The sequence below is a fragment of the Spiroplasma endosymbiont of Seladonia tumulorum genome (assembly GCF_964020235.1).
GTDB lineage: Bacteria > Bacillota_I > Bacilli_A > Mycoplasmatales > Mycoplasmataceae > Spiroplasma.
In genome coordinates, this window is sequence record NZ_OZ026545.1 from 851,615 (window position 1) to 871,411 (window position 19,797).

Consider the following 19,797-nt stretch of genomic DNA (forward strand, 5'->3'; position numbering starts at 1 on the left):
AATAAGATATTACTTTAAAAAGGATTATTATGTTAATAAATCTTATCATTAATTTTATATTATATAATATATTAGGTACAGCTATGTAGTACCCAAGGGAGTAAAAATAGAAAAAGAATAACAAAATGTATATAATTAAGAAAAATAAAATTTTAACTAAAGAATTAATAATTCGTAATGTTAAATTTCTTAGTTTTACTAGTTACGTTCAAACTGAAACAGATGTTATTAACTTCTTAAAAAAGTATAAAGATAAAAAAGCAAACCATAATGTATATGCATATGTCATTGGGAATCGTCGTGAAAATATTTACAAAACCGATAATGGTGAAACATGACATATTGCAGGAAAAACTATCTTAGAAAATATTCTTGAAAAAAATATAACAAATATTATTGTTCTAGTTCTTCGGTATTTTAATCCAATTTACAGTTTACTCGAAGATTGAATTAAAAATGGATATGCAACAATTACGCGTATTATTTTAAATTCTGCTCAGTTAGAAAAAAATAATGAACAAATTAAAATTAAAATTTTATTACGCCCATTAAATGAAGTATTTTTACGAGAACTTTTAGACAAAAATAAAATTAATATTATATCTAGGTTAATTTATCGTGGTGACTTAATTTTTACTATAATTATTGATCGTAACAACAGTGTACTAATTGAATTAGATAATTTAATTATTAAAGGAAAAATCTATAGTTATAAAATTTTAAAAAATCTTATTAATTAAAAATTAATAATATTTTTTTATGACAACGTAATTAATTCTGGTGATTCTAAAATTTCTTTTAACCGTGTTAAGAAAATCCCTGCTTCTGCAGCATCAATAATTCGTTGATCAATTGTTAAAGCAAGATTCATTATTGAACGAATTACTAGTTTATCCCCTTTTATGACAATTGGTTTACGAACAATACGCCCAACACCAATTACTGCTGAATTAGGATAAAAAATTGTTGGTGTTGCATTAACTGCTCCAACCATTCCATAGTTGGCAATAGTAATAGTACTTCCTTTTAATTCATAATCATATAATTCACCTTGACGTAAACGTTCAATTGTTTCTTGAATGTTAATTGCAATTTGTTTTAAACTCATTCGCTCAGCAAATTTAATAACTGGAATAACTAATCCCTCACTAGTTTCTGTTGCTAACCCAATGTGTTGTGAATTTTTAATTACAATTTGATTTGTTTTTGAATCATAATATGAATTTAATTTTAAATATTCACTTAAAGCTAACGAAACTGCTTTTACTAAAAAACTCATTGTCGAAAATCGAACACCATGCTCAGCATTAGCATTTTTTAATTTTCGTTGTTGATCAATAATTGCTGACATATCAATTTCAGTATTAATTGTTAATGGTGGTACATGTGCTTGAGACATAATCATTGATTGAATCGCAGGATATCTTGTTGATTTAATTTCTTCTCTTGTTTCTAATCCCTGTGGTTCAACTTGACTATTAGTATTAATAATATTTAAATTGTTATTTAATGGTTGTACCAAGTTTCCATAAGTATTAGGAATTGTAGTTTCTGTGGAATTAAATTTTTTAACTTGTAAATTATGTGTTTCACAATTATGTTCAGTTTTTAATTCAGGCCCTTGTTTATTATTAAATTTAAATTCTTTTAACATCTCTTTTAAAACAGGATCTGAGTCATTCATTGTTTTTAACATTTGTTGCATTAACATATATTGCATCATTTTTTCAATGTTTGTTCTATCTGTATTATTATTATTATTTACTTGACGTAAACTTTGAATTTCTCGTAATAATTCATTTTGACGATTATTTTGTTCTTGATTAGCTAAGCGTTCTTTTAAAATTGCCAATTCAATCATTACATTATTATCAATTGTACCTTTTAAACTACAGTTACTTTCATCACTGTTTTCAAGTTGAGTTAGTTGCTTAGATGATTGTTGTTTTTCATATGATAAAGATGGTTTAACTATATCATCATTTGTTTTTTTCTGCTGCGAATTATTATCATAATATTCATTATCTAATATTTTATATTGTGATTCAACTTCCTCAAAAGAAGGACGCTGATAATTACTAATTCCTCCTAAAACAGAATCAACTTCAACATTTCCTTTTGCAATTTGTTCCATTCTTTTCTTAATTAACTCTCGTTGATTTCTTGTTTTTAAAATTTTTTCTCGTTGCCCATTATCATTTAATTTTTCATATAAACGATCACGATAAGATTTTAATGGAGAAAAATGTCCTTGTTTTTTTTCTTTCGCTTCATTTGACTCATTTGGATCAATTGTGTAACCATCAGCAAAAATATAAGCTTCATCAGATAATTTTTTGTCATTTGTTTTAAAAGTATTAACATTGTCATTATAATTAGAAGCAGAACTACTATACCCAGTTTGTACTTCTGATGATACATTTCTTTTAATTAAATCATTCATTTTTTCTTGGACAATATTACGTAAAATTTTAGGACGTCCATCTTCATCTAAAAAATCCATTGAATTTTTGGAATTATCACTTTCTAATGATAACTCATGAAAATCATTATTATTATGTAATTGCTCACGACGTTGATTTACAAGATTACGAAAACTAGTATTTTCATTTTGATCACCAAAAAATGCTGCTGCATTAATTGGTGCTTCATCTTGATGCTTTGTTTTATTAACTAAATATTTTGCATATTCTTTTGCTTGATTTTCTTCTGTTAATTTTGTTTGTCCAATTGGAATAGCATTCGTTATAATATTTTGGTTGGGAATAGAAGGCGGTTGATTCAAACTATTTGTTTGTGATTCAAAGTTACCATTTTGAAACATATTACTATTCAAATCAGAAATATTAACCATTGTTGTCTTCGCCTCACTTTTTATTTCTTTATTCATTGGGTTTTTAATTGTATCAATTGAAGGAATTTTTTCTCGATTATTAATAATATCATTATCATTATCATTAATTTTTAAATTTTTAAATGATAATCTTCGTGTTTTCTTAGGACCAAAAGATAATGCTGTTTCATCCCATCGTTTCTGTTCTTCTTGTGTTATTTTAGTGGGTTGTTCAAAAAGTTGTTTTTGTGATGATGAATTGTTTTGTTGCTGAAAATTAATAGATTGATTTTGTTCAATATTTGTTGAAAAATAAGAACTATTATTAATAGTATTCTCTTTAGAAAAGGGAGTTCCACCATTTTGGTTAAAATTTTGTGATAATATCGAATTAATAATGTTTTCATTATTGTAAACTTGTTGCTGATTCAATAAAGGTGGCGTAAAAGTTGGATGTAAAGTATTTTCGTTCCCAATACTAATTCCTGAATAATCATCTTCTTCAACATCATTTCATTTTGTTCCAAATTGACCATTTTTTGTTGTCGAAAATTTTACCCCTTTTTTATTTAAACGAGTAAATTCGTTATCTTCAAGACGTTTAAAATAATACTTTTCAATTTCATCTTCAGTTGTTAGCAAATTAGCAATAACAGCATTGGGTTTAATTTTAGTGCCTTCTTTAATTGGCTTAACAATAATTCCATCCATTGGGGCTGTAATAATAGATTCACCATTTTCAGTTTCAATTAAAGCAATTTTATCACCTAATTTAACTTCTTCATTTTGATATAAGAATTTTTTTAAAATTCCTTTTTTTTCTAACGTTAATACTCTAATTTTTTTCATTGTTTCTGATTACCCCATTCAAAAAAACTTAATATATTTTATTAAATTTAGTTTAGCCACTTTTATACCCATTTTATTACAAAGTAATTATATCATACATTCACTGTTTTTTAGTATTAAAATGAAAAATAATATTATACACAAAAAATAAAAAAATGCAAAATTTTTACATTTCTTTCGCATTTCTTTTTATCCTTTTTACTTTATTATCAAATTCTGTAATATGCTTAGTTTCTGTTAAATTTTTTACCCATTTTTTTCGTTTTAAAATCATCAATGCTCAAATTGCTTTTAAACTGTCAACTGATTGCATAATTAATACAATATAAATAATATCTAAATTTGAAGTAAAAATTAAAATTGCTAATAATGGTACTGGCACTAATCATGTGAATAAAGCATCTAAAACAAAGGCATTCATCACAGCACCATCTGTTCTAATAATGGCATAACTTGTTGCAGCAATCATTAAACAAGGATATCATAATCCATAAGCAAAAAGCATCCAATGTGCAATTCTAAATGTTTTTGGCGTATTATTTACAAACAATAATTCTGGTAAAAATCATCCTCCGGCAACTAAAATTAATCCCGCAATAATTCCAACTAGAAAAGACAAATTAACTAAATGTTTACCATTATATTCTGCCTCTTCTAAATTATTAGCCCCTAACCGGCTGCCAACTAAAACTGAAGTTCCCGCAGCAAATCCATGATACAGCGGCGTATATAAAGCAACAATAATTGTTGAAAAAATCGCATTTGCTGTTAAAGCATCTAAACTATAGTATGCTCGTAATTTAACTTGTACTACCATTCCGACTGATCAAAAAATTTCATTTAAAACAATTGGTCAAGCTTTTTGAAACGCTTGTTTTGTAACATAACCATCAAAGTGTCATCAATTTCGAGGAATAAATTTATACCGTTTATATGAAAATAAAACTATTATGAAAACAAGTTGCAAAATACGTGAAGCTGACGTAGCAATTGCGGCTCCTTGTACACCAATTCCATTAAAATTTGCAATAAAATTTGGTTCAATTAAAAATGGATTCATAAAACAATTCGTACTTAAAGCAATAACTGAAATTCATACTGCCAAACCTGCTCGACCAGTTTCACGTAAAGTCGTAATGAAAGCAATGTTAATTGCTAACAATGGATATGATAAAGCAACTATTTTAAAATACTCTGCTCCTTCTAATGTTGAAATTGACGCTGCTCTATATTCAAAATATTTAAACCACTGAATTGCTAAATCTTTATCCTCAGATTTTAATTGTGAAACTATCTCAGGGCGAGGAGCATATTTTGGTGTTGTAGTAAAACTAATCATTTCATAACCACAAACCTGCGATAAAATTAATACAATAAGGCAAATGATTAAACAAACATAAATTTTTAATAATGTTACTTGTTGTAATTCTTTATACTTTTCAGCACCATAATATTGTGCATTAAAAACTCCAAAACCATAACAAACTCCGCTTAGAATTGCAAACATAATAAAATAAAGTTGGTTAGAGGCAGCAACTCCATTAATTGCTAATTGTCCTGCTGTATAATGATATCCAACATAATTTCCTAAACCTCAACTATCTCAAACTGCTTTTACATGATAAACATTATTTGCTCCAAAAATATATTTAATCTCATTAAATAGTTTTTGATAACCATGGACATTTTTTTGAATTGAACTTGCAAAAAAATTATCAACTAAGTCTGTTGATTCCATAATAATTTCTTGTAATGTTGCTAATAAAATTAGTACTAATGCAGTCGCATATCATTTTTTGAGGCAAAAAATTTCAGATGTTTTTTGCCTTGTACTTTTATCATTGTATCCCCCTTTATATAATGAACCTAAAATATCCTGGAAATATTATAATATAAAAAAATAAAAATTATGATTTTTATTTTAAGTTATCTTTATCTTGATTTTTATTCTTATTCTTATTTACTGCTTTTTGCTTTTTGTGTTTTTTTCTTGACTTACCAATTTTTTGCCATAAACTTTCTAATTTTTTATTTTCACTATGATTTACAACTTGATCAGTTCTTCGTTTGAAAAAATAACTAATCCAATTATAAACATCAAAATTATTATTGAAATTAATAAAGCAGCTCATCATGGAAAAACATCGAATAATGATTTTACTAACAAATGCATTGTCTTGTCCTCCTTTTATATTAATATTTTCTATTATACACAAAAAATAAAAAGATTAATAATCCTTATTATTAATCTTTTTTTAATTTGGGTTTGATGATTACTTTTTTGTTATATGGCGGTGATTATGTTCTTTTTTTACTTTTTGAGATTTTTTATTAGCAACTACTTTATTAGTATGTTTTTTTTATCACAAATTGTTTCATTGAAATTGTTTCACCAGTACATTTTTTATCTACAACTTGTCAGAAACCATACATAAAGGCAGTAATTAAAGCCCCAATAATCATAAATAAGAATGCTAGTAATGTCCATCCTCAAGCATTAGCTTATACATAAACTCCAGCATCACCATTACCACGACCTAACGCTGATAGGAATCCAACAATTGGTCTACCATGACCAGCCAAATCAGCAATTCCTACAGCACCAGCTAAAGCACCCGTAATTGCTGAACCAACAATGTTACTTGGAATAACACGTTTTGGATCATTAACTGCAAATGGAATTGCTCCTTCTGAGATTCCAATACATCCCATAAAGAATGCTGTTGAACCCATTGTGCGTTGTTCTTCATTATAAAATGGTTTAAAAATTCATGTTGCAATTCCCATTCCCATTAGCGCAACTGGAATTGCAGCTGCCATTGCCCCCATTGGTGTATAAATTTTTGAACCAATTAAACCTGTACATGCTAAGAATGCAACTTTATTAATTGGTCCACCCATATCAAAACCAGCCATTGCTCCGATCAATAGTCCAAAGCCTAATCCAATTGCTACATTAGCAGCATTTGAAGTATTACCTCATGTTCGTGAAATTCAATCTTGGAATTTACCCATTACTCAACCAACAGTTGAGCCAATCACAAACATCATAATCATTCCATAGATAAAGCCGACAACAATTGGAATAAAGAAGATTGGCATTACTGGTTTTAATCCTTTTGGAACATTTCAAGTATTAATTCATTTAACAGTATATCCAACCGCTAATCCGGCTGCAATTGCTCCAACGAATCCAGTTGGAGTATTAACTGCTTCAATTCCTGGTAAAGGATAAAAGTTAGCAGCATTATTTCCAATAAATGAAACAACTAAAGCTGGAGCAATTGCTGGTCGTTCAGCAATTGAATTAGCAATAAATGCTCCCAAAATTGGAATCATTAATGTAAAGGCTGATACCCCTATAACATTAAAATAATAGAAAAAGTTTTTTGGGTCAGTTAATGGGTCAGTATAAAATATTTCTCCTCAATGTGCCGTTGTTCCGCTAGCATTAGGAATTCAACCCATTCCTTTTAATGAACCATGAAAATTCTCATAGTTGGGACCATAAATTGCTTTTGCTAATCCTAATGAAATAGCAATAAAAATTCCTCCTAAAATAACAATTGGAACCATATATGAAACCCCAGCCATTAAGTGTTTCATTACTCCAACTTTTTGGTTGCTACCATTAGCACCCTTAGTAATAAATTCTCCAGTTGGTTGCACTTTTCCTTTTTTTAAATCTTTCCATATCAAGTCCAATATCCGTTGCAGCAATGATTACTTCGGCTTCTTTAATTTCTCTCTCTGTAAAATCATTGCGAACACCTTCAGCTCCATGTGTTTCAACTTTAATGTCGTATCCCATTTTAGGAACAGTTTGGTTTAACTTATCCGCATCTAAAAAAGTATGCGCTACTCCTGTTGCACAAGCTGTCATTGCTAAAAGCAACGGCTTTTGACCAGTTGGAGTCGTTTTGGTTGGAACCTCTTCTTTTCCAATCCCAGTTAATAATGCTGTTGAAATTTTTGCTTTGTCTGTTTCAACTTTCATTGCTTTTTTAAAATCTTCATCCATTAATTTTCGTGCTACTTCACTTAAAATTCCTAAATGAATTTCTCCTGATTTAGCTTCAGGAATAATTAAAGCAATGGCAACTTTCGTTGGTTTTCCATCCATTGCATTTCAATCAACATCATTTTTGAAACGAATAAATAAAACCGCTGCATTTGTAACAGCACTAATTCGTGCATGAGGAATTGCAAAGCCATCTTCAAAACCTGTTGAAGATTCTTTTTCTCGGGTCTCAAAACCTTTAACAAGTTCATTGCGATCAGAAACATATCCAAGATTTTCAGCTAATTGAGCAAGTTCTAAAAAAGCTTCTTCTTTAGTTTTAGCTGTTGAATCTAAAATAATATGTTTTTCATTAAAAATGTTATTATACATATAGTTTTTCCTCCTTCCATTTATAGTTTACTATTTTAAAATTAAAACTAAATAATTTTATTTAAAAAATCTATTTTTAAATATAAAATGGAATTTTTTTTCTATAAAATTAAAATTTAATAGGTGTCATTTTTTTAGTTAAAAAAAGAGCAAAAATTCAAATTTTTGCTCTTTTTAAATTTATCTTTTATAACTTAATAATACTTTGCCCTTAACATTTATTGTTAATTTTTGTGCTAATTCCACAATTATTGCTGATTCACCTGCTAAAAGTTCTGTTGTTCCGATGGTTATTTTTCCTTCAACAACTGTTACTTGTGCTCATTTTATAGTATTTAAATCAAGTTCTCGTGTTTTTGTTAACAACTGTAATGTAAAATATTCATTATCAATTAAAATTCCTTCATTACGATGAACAATTTGATTAGTTGAATCAGGAACTGTTGTTACATCAAAACATTCTTGTAAATGAAGCGGACGAAAGTTTCCATCTTTATCAGCACGATCAAAGTCATAAAAACGATATGTTATATCTGATGAACGTTGTAATTCAAAAACTGTTACACCTGGGGTAATGGCATGAACTTTACCTGGAGGAACATATAAAAAATCCCCTTTTTGTACTTTTACTTCTGTAAATAATTGTGCTCATGCCTTTTTTTCAACCAATTGAATTAATTCTGCTTTTGTTTGAGCATAATGTCCATAAATCATTTTAGCATCAATAGGGCAATCAAGGATATATCAACATTCGGGTTTACCTAACATTTTGTTATGTTTTAAGCTATATTCATTATCAGGATGAACTTGAACTGATAAATAATCATTTGCTGTAATAATTTTGGATAATAAAGGAAATTCTTTATCCGTAGTTCCAAAATATTCTGGATGATTTGCAAAAAATGTTTTTAATGATACTCCCGTCTCAGAACCATTCGCAATATAACTCATTCCATTATCTAATGCACTAATCACTCATGCTTCACCATATAAGTCATCTGTTGGCAATTGAAAACCAAAATCCGCTAATTTTTGCCCCCCTCATAAACGTTCTGAAAAATATGGTGTCACTTTAATTACTTTATACATAAATGTCCTCCTCAGTTTTTCTATTATATTAAACCACAAAAACTGAAAAAATAATATTATCATTAAATAATATTATCATTAAAATTTATAGTAAGATATATTTAACTAATAAAATGATTGGAGTCAACAATGGAAATTATTCGTATTCGAAGTTATCTTAAAAAATTAAATGGCATTTATTATGACTTTTTGCTGCATTTAGGTATTGTAACAATTATTTTTATAATTATTTTCCTAGCATTAAAAAACATGCCATCACAAGATAAATTAATTTATTGTTCAATTTTTCTTGTGGTTAATTTAATTATATTATTTATTAATTATTTAATTATTAAAAACCCCTTTATTTTTTCAAAAATTTATTATTATGACAACAACAAAAATCGATTACGTTTAAGTTTATATTTTTTTTTTTTTTGTTTTAATCATTACAATTGTTTTCTTCTTTTTAACTTTAATTTCCATCCAACTAATTTTAAAAACAACTTTTAGTCTTGTAATTAAGCGATTGTGATATGTTGGCTTAGGATATGCTCTATGAAGTTGTAGTATTATTGGTGGATTTAATACCATTAATTTAATTATTTTAAATAAACCCATTCCACCACAAAAATCTACTACCTAAAATCATACACTAAAACTCATTGCAAAACAGTCAATAATCATTCAATGTCTTGATGAATAACATCAATAATATTTGTCAAAATATCTTGATAAGTTCCAATAAAATAGAATCCGAGTAGTCGTCCTTTTGGGTAATCAAAACTATTAACAAAATAATTATTAAAAACAATTGTCAAGCTCCCATCATCAAAGTGCATTATTGGAATTTTTGTTTCTTCTTTTGCTAACTCAATTAAATTGACTATTACTTTTGGTGTTAATAATTTTCGTATTAAAATTTGGTCATTTGCATTAACAGCAAACATTTTTACAAATTCTGTTGATTATAATGTTGTATTATCTCTTGTTTTAAAAATTTTTAAGAATGTATGCATTGCTTTAATTGTAGCAACTAATTCTGGCATTTGCTTAACATCAAACGTCAAATATGAATATCGCGTATAAGTAACTTCTTCATCTTTACCTCAACCATTCACTTCACGTCGTGTCAATGTTCCAAATGAGTAATTAATATCATTTTCATAAAAATTAATAACATAGTCTTCTTTAAGATCTTTCGTATTAGGTACTCCCATGCGTGGAAAAAGATTAAATTTTTGAGTAATAGTAGCAATTTGATATTGTTTTTTTGCCAAAGCATTAAGACCAATTTGATAAAATTTCTCAAACGGTAGTTCTTGCATAATAATTTTTTGTAATTTTGCTGCTTAATAATACTTTGTAAATAATCAAATCCCTAAACTTAAAGTAACTAAACTACTAAAAACTAAAATAATTTTGCCAGCAATACCTAATTCTAATAATCCTTTTTAAAAACTAAGTGGCATTCCCATAATTATTGCTAATAATAAAAACCACAAGAAAAAAAGTAATAACAACTAAGATAAAATTCAAAAAGATATACCGTTTTTTAAAATATTTAAAATTAAGATTTTTTAGTTTATGTTTTTGCATTAACATTTGAAAATCATGTTCAACAATTGTTTCTAAATCTGATTTAATCATTCTTATTTTATCCTTTTATATTTTTTTAATTAATTAAAAAATAGAATTAAACCAAAATAATTATTGGCCTAAATCTATCTTAACATCTTGACGATCAGCAGCATTAGCTTCAAAATATAAGAATGTACTTAATTTTAATGAACTTGCTGCAATATTTGATGGGCATGTTTTTAAACTCGCATTAAAGTCACGAACTGCTGAATTATAAAAACGTCGTGCAGCGGCAATATTATCTTCACAATCTCTAATTCCTGCTTATAATTCAATTACACTGTTATTAGCTTTTAAATTTGGATAATTTTCTAATAATACATTAATTTTACCAGCTTGACTTGTAACAGCATTATTAACTTGCTCTAATTCCTTCACATTTAAGTTTTTATTTGCTTGACTACGTAATTCAACAACTGTTGTTAAAGTATCTTTTTCATATTTCATATATTGCTTTGTGCTATCAATTAATTTTGTTAACATATCAATTCTTCGTTTTAATTAAACATCAATGTCAGAAGCTGTTTCTTTAATTTTTTCTTTATTTCTAATTAAATTATTTCTTGATAAAATAAAAAAGAAAATTGGGATAATTAAAATAAATCAAATGTATACAAAGAATTTTCCTCAAAAACTACTTGTTGCTGGAACTTCCGCATTATTAACTGTTGGATTATATCCCATTGTTACTACTCCTTTCAGAACTTATCTAATATTATATAAGAAAAAAATATAAAAACAAGATTAATTATAATTAATAAAAAAATAACTCAAAGAGAGTTATTTTTTAATGTTATTATTTACTAATTGAAACAACTGTTCCGGCACCAATTGTACGTCCACCTTCACGAATTGAGAATTTTGTTCCTTCTTCAATCGCAACTGGGGCAATTAATTCAACTATCATTTCAACATTATCCCCTGGCATAACCATTTCAACACCGCTTGGTAATTTAATTGAACCTGTAACATCCGTTGTACGGAAGTAAAATTGTGGACGGTAGTTTCCGAAGAATGGTGTATGACGTCCACCTTCTTCTTTTGTTAAAACATAAACTTGTGCTTTAAATTCTTTATGTGGTTTAACTGAACCTGGTTTAGCAATAACTTGCCCACGTTCAACATCACTACGATCAACTCCACGTAATAAAACCCCAACATTATCTCCAGCTTTAGCATCATCTAATAATTTTCTAAACATTTCTAAACCTGTTGCAACAACTTTTTTAGTTTCATTTTTTAATCCAACGATTTCAACTTCTTCATTAACTTTAACAATTCCACGTTCAACACGACCTGTTGCCACTGTTCCACGACCTGTAATTGTGAAAACATCTTCAACTGGCATCATAAATGGTTTAGCAGTATCTCTTTCTGGTTCTGGAATTCATTCATCAATTGCGTTCATTAATTCCATAATTTTTTCTTCTCATTGAGCATCACCTTCAAGAGCTTTTAAAGCTGATCCTCTAATAACTGGTGTTTTTTCACCATCAAAACCATATTCGCTTAATAGATCTCTAACTTCCATTTCGATTAAATCCATCATTTCAGTATCGCCATCCATCATATCACATTTGTTTAAAAAAACAACCATTTTTGGTACACCAACTTGTCTTGATAATAAGATATGTTCTCTTGTTTGAGGCATTGGCCCATCTGTTGCTGCAACAACTAAAATCGCACCATCCATTTGTGCAGCACCTGTAATCATGTTTTTAACATAATCGGCATGTCCAGGACAGTCTACGTGCGCATAGTGTCTTTTATCAGTACGATATTCAACATGTGAAGTATTAATTGTAATCCCACGTTCTTTTTCTTCAGGAGCTTTATCAATATTGTCATATTTTTGGGCTTCTGCAAATCCTTTTTTAGCTAATACAGTTGTAATAGCTGCTGTTAAAGTAGTTTTACCATGGTCAACGTGGCCAATTGTTCCAACATTTACGTGTGGTAAACTTCTATCAAATTTTTGTTTTGCCATTTTAATCTTTTCCTCCTATATTTTTAATTAATAGACAAATGTCATAACTATTATAAATTAATTCTTTTTACTTTGCAATCTTTTTTTAGTAATGGTAGATTAAACCATTGTGTAATAATTAATCTGTTGATTTTCCTGCTTTTTTAATAATTTCTTCGGTAATTGACTTTGGTGCTTCTTGGTAATGTGAAAACAACATTGTATAAGTTCCCCGTCCTTGGGTAAAGCTTCGTAAGTCAGTTGCATATCCAAACATTTTTGATAATGGAACTTTTACTTTTACAACTTGGGCATTCCCACGTTGATCATTTCCTTCAATTTGACCACGACGTGAAGATAAGTTTCCCATTACATCCCCATAGTATTCTTCTGGAACAGTAACTTCAACAGCCATAATTGGTTCTAAAATAACTGGTTTACATTTTTTAGCGGCTTCTTTTAAAGCTAAACTAGCTGCAAACTCATAAGCCATTTGTGATGAATCGACATCATGGTATGACCCATCATATAATGTTGCTTTAATATCAATCATTGGATATCCTGCTAATTTTCCTGTTTGCATTGACTCTTCTAAACCTTTTTTAACTGAACCAATGAATTCTTTTGGAATTTTTCCACCAACAATTGCGTCAACAAACTCAAATCCTTTATCATGATTTGGTTCAAACTTAATTCATACGTGTCCATATTGTCCACGTCCTCCTGATTGTTTAATGTATTTTCCTTCTACTTCAGCACTATCTTTAAATGTTTCACGATATGAAACTTGTGGTGCTCCAACATTAGTTTCCACTTTAAATTCACGTTTCATTCGATCAACTAAAATATCCAAGTGGAGTTCTCCCATTCCAGCAATAATTGTTTGTCCTGTTTCTTCATCTGTTCATGTTCGGAAAGTTGGATCTTCTTCTGCTAATTTTTGTAATGCTAAACTCATTTTTTCTTGGTCAGCTTTTGTTTTTGGTTCTAAAGCTAAGTTAATAACTGGTTCTGGAAAAACCATTGATTCTAAGATTACTTCATTTTTTTCATCACAAAGCGTATCTCCTGTTGTTGTTAATTTCAAACCAACTGCTGCTGCAATATCACCAGCATACACTGCTTCAATTTCTTCACGATTATTAGCGTGCATTTTTAACAAACGACCAATACGTTCTGTTTTATCTTTTGTTGAGTTTAATACAGAACTTCCTTTTTTTAACACTCCAGAGTAAACCCGGAAGAATGTTAATTTCCCAACAAATGGGTCTGTCATAATTTTAAATGCTAATGCTGAAAATGGTTCACTATCATCAGCATGACGTTCAACTTCAGTCCCATCTTCTAGAACACCTTTAATTGATGGAATATCAAGTGGTGAAGGTAAATAATCAATTACCCCATCCAACATTAATTTAACTCCTTTGTTTTTAAAAGCACTTCCACAAAAGACTGGGAAAAAATCATCAGTTAATGTTGCAGTACGAATTGCACTTTTAATTTCTGGAATTGAAATATCATTACCATCCAAGTATTTCATCATTAACTCTTCATCAAAGTTAACCGCTGCTTCAATTAATTTCATTCGGTATTCTTCAACTAAGTCTTTTAAATCATCTGGGATTGGAATTTCTTTTGCTTCTTCGTTTGCTGCTCCATCATAATGATAAGCTTTTCGTTCAACGATATCAATAATTCCTGTAAACTGGTCTTCAGCTCCAATTGGAATTTGAACTGGATGAGCATTTGCTTGTAAACGGTCATGAATTGTTTTTACTGAGTATAAAAAGTCAGCTCCAATTTTATCCATTTTATTAACAAAGACAATCCGTGGTACACCATATGTGGTTGCTTGACGTCAAACCGCTTCTGTTTGGGGTTCAACTCCTGATTGTCCATCAAGAACAGCTACTGCTCCATCTAACACACGTAATGATCTTTCTACTTCAACAGTAAAATCAACATGTCCTGGAGTATCAATAATATTTAAGCGCATATTTTTTCAAAACGCCGTTGTTGCCGCAGAAGTAATTGTAATTCCACGTTCTTGTTCTTGAGCCATTCAATCCATTTGGCTAGCTCCATCATGGGTTTCACCAATTTTATGAATTTTCCCAGTATGGAACAAAATGCGTTCTGTTGTTGTAGTTTTTCCAGCATCAATATGTGCCATAATTCCAATATTTCTCGTATTTTCTAGAGAATATTCTCTTGCCATTTTTCTTTTCCTTTCTATTTTTTATCAACGATAATGAGCAAAAGCCTTATTAGCTTCCGCCATTTTATGAGTATCATCTTTTTTCTTAACTGCTCCCCCAATTCCATTTGAAGCATCAATAATTTCATTTGCTAAACGATCAATCATACTTTTTTCATTACGTAATCTTGCATAATTAATTAATCATCTTAATCCTAACGTAACTTTACGATCTTCATTTACTTCAATTGGAACTTGGTAATTAGCTCCCCCAATTCGGCGAACTTTTAATTCTAAATGTGGCGTAATGTTTTCAATTGCTTTATTAAAAACTTCTAACGGTTCAGTCTTTGTTTTTTCTTTAACAATCTCAAATGCTCCATATAAAATTGTTTGAGCAACTCCTCTTTTCCCATCAATCATAATTTTATTAATTGCACGTGTTACTAATTTTGAACTATAAATTGGATCTGGTAAAACATCTCTTTTCTCTGCTTGGCGTTTACGCATCGTAATAATCCTCCTTTCTGTTTAATTAAGCTTTTGCAGCTTTTGGTCTTTTTGTTCCATATAGTGATCTTCCTTGTTGGCGATTATTAACTCCAGCAGTATCTAAAGTACCACGAATAATATGGTAACGAACCCCTGGTAAGTCTTTAACCCTTCCACCACGGATTAATACAACACTATGTTCTTGTAAGTTATGTCCTTCACCAGGAATATATGCTGTTACTTCCATTCCGTTTGTTAAACGAACACGAGCATATTTTCGTAACGCTGAGTTCGGTTTTTTTGGTGTCATTGTTGCAACCCTTGTACAAACACCTCTTTTTTGTGGTGCTGTAACATTAGTAGGTTTTTTTTGTAAAGAGTTTAGCCCTCTGTTTAAAGCAGGAGCTTTTGTTTTTCACACTTTATCTTTACGTGGTTTACGCACTAATTGATTAATTGTTGGCATTAAGCTTTCTCCTTTCTGTTTCACATATCCGAGTGTATCAAAGAATACAATCCATATATAATATTACATAAAACAAAAAATTAAGTCAAGATTTATTCTAAATATTCCCAAAAAAGACCTAATGGTCTTTTTAGTATTCTTCAGCTTTTGCTGCAATTCCAGCCGTAATAATATCTTTGGGATTTTTTAATCCTGTTCCCGCCGGAATTAAATGTCCTAACATAATGTTTTCTTTTAAACCTTCTAAACAATCAACTTTACCTTTAATAATCGCTTTAACCAATACTCGTGTTGTATCTTGGAATGACGCTGATGATAAGAATGACTCAGATTCTAATGGTGCTTTTTTAATTCCAAAAATAACATGTTTTGCTGTTGGCGGTTTTTTCATTGAACGAACAGCGTTAATTGTTTCATTACGATAGCGTTTAATTGTTACAATTTCTCCTGGTAATAATTCAGTATCACCAGCATCAATAATTTTAACTTTATTTAACATTTGTTTAATAATAATTTCAATATATTTATCAGAAATTTCAATTCCTTGTAAACGATAAACTCGTTGTACTTCTTTTAAAATATAATTATGAACATCTTCAATTTTAGCAACTTCTAATAATTCTTTAATATTAATTGAACCTTCCGTCAATTTTTGACCACGAGCAACTTTGTCACCAATTTTAACTCTTAAAACAGCATTATATTGCGTTTTATATTTTCGTTCATCACTATCTGATTTAACATAAATGGTATGAATTCCACCTTCATCACGAATATTACTAATTTTTCCATCAATTTCAGAAATAACAGCAATTGATCCTTTTGGTGTGGTTACATCTAATAATTCTTTAATCCGTGGTAGCCCTTGGGTAATATCAGCTCCCCCAGCAACACCACCAGTATGGAATGTTCGCATTGTTAACTGTGTTCCTGGTTCTCCAATTGATTGCGCAGCAATTGTTCCAACTGCCTCACCAATTTCAACTTCCATTCCTGTAGCAAGGTTTTTCCCATAACAACGTTGGCAAACACCTTTTTCTGCTTCACAAGTTAAAACAGAACGGATAATAACTTCCTTAATATCATTATCAACAATTTTTCGACTATCTTCTTCAGTCAATAATGTATTAGCAGCAATAACTTCACCATTTTTTAATTTAATATCTTTTAAATTATAGCGACCAACTAAACGGTCAAATAATGGCACAATAATGTTAGCATGTTTTTGCTCAATAATATCTGATACAACAAAACCACGACGAGCATTACAATCTTTCATTGTAATAATAATTTCTTGTGAAACATCAACTAATCGTCTTGTTAAATATCCCGAGTCAGCTGTTTTTAAAGCAACATCAGCCATCCCTTTTCGTGCCCCATGGGTTGAAATAAAGAATTCTGACACTGTTAAACCTTCACGGAACGAAGACTTAATTGGTAATTCAATAATGTCTCCTTTTGGATTATTCATTAACCCTCGCATCCCAACTAATTGGGTAAAGTTTGAAACATTTCCCCGTGCTCCTGAATCCGCCATCATAAAGATTGGATTTTTTGGGTCTTCACGTAAAACATGTTCTAATTCAGTTTGAATGTTATCTTTAACTTTTGATCATACACTAATAATGCGGTGTTGTTTTTCACGGCTGGTCAACATTCCCATTTTAAAGTAATCATTAATTTCTTTTACCTTTTGATCTGCCGCTTTAAATTCTTCTTGTTTTTTATCGTAAACTTTAACATCGCCTGCTGATACTGTTACTCCTGATTTCCCTGAATATTTGAAACCAAGATTTTTCATGTTATCTAACATTTCAGCAGTCTTATTAGCTCCATATTGTTTAAAGTAGCGGTCAATAATATTTGATAAATCTTTTTTCTTAAATGGTGGATTAACTTTTCAACTCGCTAAATATTCGACTAAATTAACATTGTCTTTAATTAATGCGGGAGCAGGTAATGCTGTTAAATTTTCAACATTCGGTTCATTTAAGTATGGAAACTCTTCTTTAAAAATCTGATTAAAAATAATTTTTCCTGGGGTTGTAATAATATAATCTTTCATTTGTTCTGGCTTGAATTTTTTATTTACAAAACCAACAACAGGAATAGCAACTAAAGCATGTAAAGCAACAGCTCCAGTTTCATATGCAATAACAGCTTCATTTAAATCTTTAAAGATTGTTCCTTCCCCTAATTGTCTTTTTTCTTCATATGTTAAATAATAATTCCCTAACACCATATCTTGGGTTGGTGTAACAATTGGTTTACCATCTTTTGGTCCTAAAATATTTCGACTTCCTAACATTAAACTTCGTGCTTCAGCAACTGCTTCTTCTGTAATTGGGACATGAACCGCCATTTGGTCACCATCAAAGTCAGCATTAAAAGCAGTTGTTACTAATGGATGTAATCTAATTGCTTTTCCTTTGACTAATTTTGGTTCAAATGCTTGAATTCCTAATCGATGTAACGTTGGCGCACGGTTTAATAACACTGGACGAGTCTTAATAACTTCTTCTAAAACTTCTCATACTTTATCATCTTGATTTAAAATTAATTTTTCCGCAACTTTAATATTTGCTGCTAAACCATCTTTAACTAATTTGCTAATAACAAACGGTTTAAATAATGTAATGGCCATATCACGTGGCAACCCACATTGATACATTTTTAAGTCAGGTCCAATTGCAATAACTGACCGTCCTGAATAGTCAACTCGTTTTCCTAATAAGTTTTGACGGAAACGACCTTGTTTTCCTTTTAAAATACTTGTTAATGATTTTAATGGTCGCTTATCTTTTCCCGTTACTGGTCGTGCCTTACGTTCATTATCTAATAAAGCATCAACAGCTTCTTGTAGCATCCTTTTTTCATTATTAACAATAACACTTGGTGCTCCCATTGCTTTAACTTTTTTTAATCGTTCATTTCGAATAATAATTCGACGATATAAATCATTAATTTCTGATGTTGTAAAACGACCACCATCTAATTGAATAATTGGACGAATATCTGGTGGAATGACTGGCACTGCTCGTAAAATCATTCATTCTGGTCGTGAACCTGATTTTTTTAATGAATCTAAAACTTCTAAACGTTTCATTAATTTATTTTGATCTAATTGTGTTTTTTTTTCTTTTAAATCTTGCTTAATTTTTTCAATTTCATCATCAATGTTTAGATTTTTTAATAATACTTCAACAGCTTCTGCTCCAATTCCAAATCGTGCATTAGTATGACGATTAATGAACTGAGCACATTCATCCATTGAAAATGGCAATGAAGTATTTTTTAAATCTTCAATCATTGTTTCTCCCACTTCATAAGCAATTGTGTTAGGTTCTAGTGTATCTAAAATTTCACACAATGTCTTTGTTAATCGTTGACGTGTTTGTGCTGATGTTTTAGCATTTCCTAAATCTAATACCATTTTTTGTTTCAATGATTTTGCATCACCAGCATCTAATACAATATATGAAACAAAGTAAACAACTTCTTCAAGTTCTTTTGTTTTCATATCTAAAATTAAAGCAATTCGACTAGGTGCTGCTTTTAACATTCAAATATGTGTTACTGGTTCTTCTAATTCAATATGTCCCATTCGTTCACGACGAACAATCGCTTCAGTAATTTCTACTCCACAACGTTCACAAATTTTTCCCTTATTTTTTGATTTTTTGTACTTCCCACAAGCACATTCAAAATTTTTGGTTGGACCAAAAATCTTTTCATCAAATAATCCATCGCGTTCTGGTTTTAATGTTTTATAATTAATTGTTTCTGGTTTTTTTACTTCCCCATATGATCAACTACGAATATCATCAGGGTTTGCTAAGCCGATTTTAATCATACGATTATTTTTTTCATTATTTTCAATCATTTTTTCTTC

Annotated in this window: 14 protein-coding genes and 1 pseudogene; 1 reads left to right on the forward strand and 14 read right to left on the reverse strand. The window is 29.7% G+C overall.

Features of this window, described 5'->3' with window-relative positions; translation table 4 throughout:
- Positions 1-125: 125 nt before the first annotated feature.
- Positions 126-740 carry a YigZ family protein gene (locus AACL22_RS05490; protein WP_338990230.1) on the forward strand — a complete coding sequence of 205 codons (615 nt, stop codon included), beginning with the start codon at positions 126-128 and terminating at the stop codon, positions 738-740.
- 17 nt (positions 741-757) lie between these two features.
- Here the strand turns inward: AACL22_RS05490 and AACL22_RS05495 are convergent, their stop codons facing one another.
- From AACL22_RS05495 to rpoC, 14 genes and pseudogenes are all read right to left on the reverse strand, one after another.
- Positions 758-3,682 (reverse strand): 2-oxo acid dehydrogenase subunit E2, encoded by a 2,925-nt coding sequence (locus AACL22_RS05495; protein ID WP_338990232.1) that lies wholly within the window; start codon positions 3,680-3,682, stop codon positions 758-760.
- 166 nt (positions 3,683-3,848) lie between these two features.
- On the reverse strand, positions 3,849-5,420 hold the full coding sequence (locus AACL22_RS05500; protein WP_338990234.1) for an MATE family efflux transporter: 1,572 nt from the start codon (positions 5,418-5,420) through the stop codon (positions 3,849-3,851).
- Between the two features lie 764 nt (positions 5,421-6,184).
- Positions 6,185-7,351, reverse strand: a complete 1,167-nt coding sequence (locus AACL22_RS05505; RefSeq protein ID WP_338990237.1) for a PTS fructose transporter subunit IIC — start codon at positions 7,349-7,351, stop codon at positions 6,185-6,187.
- Positions 7,323-8,075 carry a fructose PTS transporter subunit IIA gene (locus tag AACL22_RS05510; RefSeq protein ID WP_338990239.1) on the reverse strand — a complete coding sequence of 251 codons (753 nt, stop codon included), beginning with the start codon at positions 8,073-8,075 and terminating at the stop codon, positions 7,323-7,325. The genes AACL22_RS05505 and AACL22_RS05510 overlap by 29 nt, the downstream gene beginning before the upstream one ends.
- 180 nt (positions 8,076-8,255) lie before the next feature.
- Positions 8,256-9,164 (reverse strand): type I phosphomannose isomerase catalytic subunit, encoded by a 909-nt coding sequence (locus AACL22_RS05515; RefSeq protein WP_338990242.1) that lies wholly within the window; start codon positions 9,162-9,164, stop codon positions 8,256-8,258.
- 617 nt (positions 9,165-9,781) lie between these two features.
- Complete coding sequence (locus tag AACL22_RS05520) at positions 9,782-10,093, reverse strand: DUF3137 domain-containing protein (protein ID WP_338990244.1); 312 nt, start codon at positions 10,091-10,093, stop codon at positions 9,782-9,784.
- A gap of 18 nt (positions 10,094-10,111) precedes the next feature.
- A complete protein-coding gene (locus AACL22_RS05525; protein WP_338990246.1) occupies positions 10,112-10,471 on the reverse strand; it encodes a hypothetical protein in 360 nt (119 codons plus the stop codon).
- A gap of 382 nt (positions 10,472-10,853) precedes the next feature.
- Positions 10,854-11,285: pseudogene (locus AACL22_RS05530) on the reverse strand (LemA family protein).
- Entirely contained in the window at positions 11,286-11,468 is a 183-nt protein-coding gene (locus AACL22_RS05535) for a hypothetical protein (RefSeq protein WP_338990249.1), read from the reverse strand.
- A 112-nt stretch (positions 11,469-11,580) separates the two neighbouring features.
- A complete protein-coding gene (tuf, locus tag AACL22_RS05540; protein WP_338990251.1) occupies positions 11,581-12,771 on the reverse strand; it encodes an elongation factor Tu in 1,191 nt (396 codons plus the stop codon).
- Between the two features lie 118 nt (positions 12,772-12,889).
- The gene (gene fusA / locus AACL22_RS05545; RefSeq protein ID WP_338990253.1) at positions 12,890-14,968 is read right to left on the reverse strand and encodes an elongation factor G; all 2,079 of its coding nucleotides are present in this window, start codon (positions 14,966-14,968) and stop codon (positions 12,890-12,892) included.
- Positions 14,969-14,989: 21 nt separating this feature from the next.
- On the reverse strand, positions 14,990-15,457 hold the full coding sequence (gene rpsG, locus AACL22_RS05550; RefSeq protein WP_126820750.1) for a 30S ribosomal protein S7: 468 nt from the start codon (positions 15,455-15,457) through the stop codon (positions 14,990-14,992).
- A gap of 25 nt (positions 15,458-15,482) precedes the next feature.
- Positions 15,483-15,905 carry a 30S ribosomal protein S12 gene (gene rpsL / locus AACL22_RS05555; RefSeq protein WP_126820749.1) on the reverse strand — a complete coding sequence of 141 codons (423 nt, stop codon included), beginning with the start codon at positions 15,903-15,905 and terminating at the stop codon, positions 15,483-15,485.
- A gap of 130 nt (positions 15,906-16,035) precedes the next feature.
- Entirely contained in the window at positions 16,036-19,788 is a 3,753-nt protein-coding gene (gene rpoC / locus AACL22_RS05560) for a DNA-directed RNA polymerase subunit beta' (RefSeq protein WP_338990258.1), read from the reverse strand.
- Between the last annotated feature and the right edge of the window lie 9 nt (positions 19,789-19,797).